Source organism: Streptomyces flavofungini (assembly GCF_041028215.1).
In the GTDB taxonomy this organism is placed as follows: Bacteria; Actinomycetota; Actinomycetes; order Streptomycetales; family Streptomycetaceae; genus Streptomyces; species Streptomyces flavofungini_B.
The window spans coordinates 1-2842 of sequence record NZ_JASKYR010001035.1; the positions used below are offsets into that span (position 1 = coordinate 1).

Here is a 2842-nt window from a genome sequence, read left to right on the forward strand (position 1 = left end):
CGCGTACATGATGCCCGCCGCGACGGGAAGGGCGCTCAGGTACACGAAGGCGGCGGGCATCATGTACGCGGGCAGCCGCGCCGTGAGGTGCTGCCGGAGCGCCGCCTCGCCGGTGTCGCCGACCACGTAGGCCACGAGGCGCGGTTCGCCGTCGGGGCCGGGCGCGGGGAGCACCGCGGCGTTGCGCAGGCCCGGTGCTTCGGCGAGGACCGCGGCCACCTCGTTGGGCTCCACCCGGTTGCCCCGGATCTTGAGCTGGTCGTCGGTCCGGCCCAGGTACTCAAGACGTCCGTCGGGCAGTCGGCGGGCCAGGTCTCCGGTGCGGTACATGCGCTCGCCGGGGCGCACCCGGCTGGACGTGAAGCGGGCGGCGGTCAGCTCCGCGTCGCCGAGATAGCCGCGGGCCAGACCCGCGCCGCCCACGCAGAGTTCGCCCGGCGCGCCCAGGGGGACGAGTTCGCCGCGCGCGTCGAGCAGATCCACCCACTTGCCGGGCAGCGGGCGGCCGATGGAGGCGTCGCCGGAGACGGTGGGGGACGCCCCTTCGCCCGGTGCGTCTGGTGCGACGACCGTCTCCACCGTGGTCAGGACACTGTCCTCGGCGGGACCGTACTCGTTGTAGAGGCGGACCCCGGGCAGCAGGCGGGCGTGCCGCGCGGCCAGGGCCCGGGTGACCCGCTCGCCGCCGAGCACGACCTCGCGCACCTCACGGAAGGCCGGTCCGACCTCGTCCAGGAGCACGTGGTACAGGCTCGGCACGAGCAGCACATGGCGGATGGGATGCCGCCGCATGACGGCGGCCACGTCCTCCGGCGTGAGGAGCTGGTCCCGGGTGACGATCACCATGGGCGCGCCCGAGGCGAGCGCGCTGAACACGTCGACGATGCCCGCGTCGGCGTGGATGGGGTCGACCTGGAGGACGGCCCCCTCGGCGTCGAGCCCGTAGTGCGCCACCCGGAAACGTACGGAGTTGACGATGCCGCTGTGCTCCACCATGACGCCCTTGGGCGTACCGGTGGAACCGGAGGTGTACACAACGTAGGCGAGGTCGCCGGGGCCCGCGCGGCGGAGCCCGGTCGGCGCGCCCTGCCCGGGCGCGTCGCGCTCCGCTCCGGGGGCCTCGTCGTCCGGTCCGCCGACGGTCACGGTGGGCAGGCCCTGGTCCGCCGCCACCCGCGTGAAGTCCGGCGACGTCACCGCGGCCACGGCGCCGCTGTCGCCGAGGACGGCGGCCAGCCGGGCCGCCGACTGCTGCGGATCGAGGGGAAGGAACGCCGAACCGGTCTTCAGTACGGCGAGCAGCGCCACCGGCATCCACTCGGAACGGTCGCACAGCACCGCGACCACCCGGCCGGGTCCGGTCGGCGCCGCCGCGGCGATACGGGCGGCGAGGGCATCGGCCCCGCGGTCGAGGTCGCGGTAGCTGAGGACGCTCTCGCCGCAGATGACGGCCTGCCCCTCCGGTGAGCGCCGGACGCGGGCGCGCACGAGGTCGAGCAGGGTGTCGTCCGGCCCCGCCGTGGGCCGGGGCTGCCCGGTGCCCGCCGCGATGAGCGCGGCGCGCTGGCCGGGCGGGAGCAGGGGGACGGCGCCGACCGGTGCCGAGGGGGCGTCGGCCAGAGCGGTGAGGAGGTGGTCGAACTGCCCGGCGATCCGCCGCGCGGTGGCGGCGTCCAGGACGTCCTCGCGGTAGGTGACCGCCACCTCGACCGGGCGGCCGGGCCCCGGCTCGGTGAAGCTGAAGGAGAGGTCGAACCCCTCGGCGCCGCTGTCGAGACGGATGTGCTCGGCCGCCGGGCCCTCGGTGCCCAGCGGGTCGGTGCCGGAGACGGCGGCCTCGACCAGCACGTCGAAGAGCGGATTGCGTCCCGGCACCCGTTCCAGGGCCATCGTCTCCACGATGTTCTCGAAGGGGTACTCCTCGTGGGCCCGTACCGCGCGGGCGTGCTCGGCCACCGACGCCACCAGAGCGCCGAAACCGCGCTCCCGGTCGACCGGGGTGCGCAGCGCCACCGTATTGACGAACAGGCCCACCGAATCGGCGAGTCCGGGCTCGTCGCGCCCGGAGACGACGGTGCCGAGGACGATGTCGTCGGCACCGCTCCACCGCGCGAGCAGCACCCGGACGGCGGCCACCATCGCCGTGAACGACGTGGTGCCGAGCTCGCCGCAGAGCCGCTGCACGGACCGGGTCGTGGCCTCACCGACCGTCAGCCGGACCGTGCCCGCCGCCGATCGGCGCTCCTCCGGCCTGCGGCGGTCGAGCGGCAGGTCGGCCGCGGGCGCCCCCTCCAGGGTGCGCCGCCAGAACGCGGCGCTCTCCGCGTCCTCCCCGCGCCGCTGCCGGTCGAGGGTGTACGCGCCGTACTGCGTGGGTTCCGGCACCTGCTCCGTGCCGTCGAGGAACCGCAGGAGGTCGCGGAGGATCACCGCGAACGACCAGCCGTCACAGACGCTGTGGTGGACGGAGAGGAGCAGGACGCCGCCGGTGCCGCCGTCCTCGGCGATCCAGTGCGCGCGCAGCAGGGGGCCTTCGGCGGGGTCGAACACATGCCGCTGTTCCGCCGCCGCGATCCGGCGCAGCGCGTCGGCGGCGTCCGCGCCGTCCACCCGGTGCACCCGCAGTTCCGGCTCGGCGTCGCCGGGCGGGAGCACGACCTGCCGCAGGCCGTCGGGGTCGGCGCGGAACACGGTGCGCAGGGCCTGGTGCCGGTGCACCGTCCGCTTCAGCGCGGCGGCCACGTCGGTCTCGCCGGGGGCGCCGGGCAGCCGGAAGGCCTCCACCATGTTGTAGGGGCGCAGCTCCCCGCCCTCGTACTGCTCCAGGAACCACATCCGGCGC

1 protein-coding gene is annotated in these 2842 nt (G+C 75.4%); it reads right to left on the reverse strand.

Going from position 1 to position 2842, the window contains the following annotated elements; translation table 11 throughout:
• The coding region (locus AB8Z36_RS38060) for a non-ribosomal peptide synthetase (protein WP_369217941.1) at positions 1 to 2842 on the reverse strand (2842 nt) is incomplete at both ends.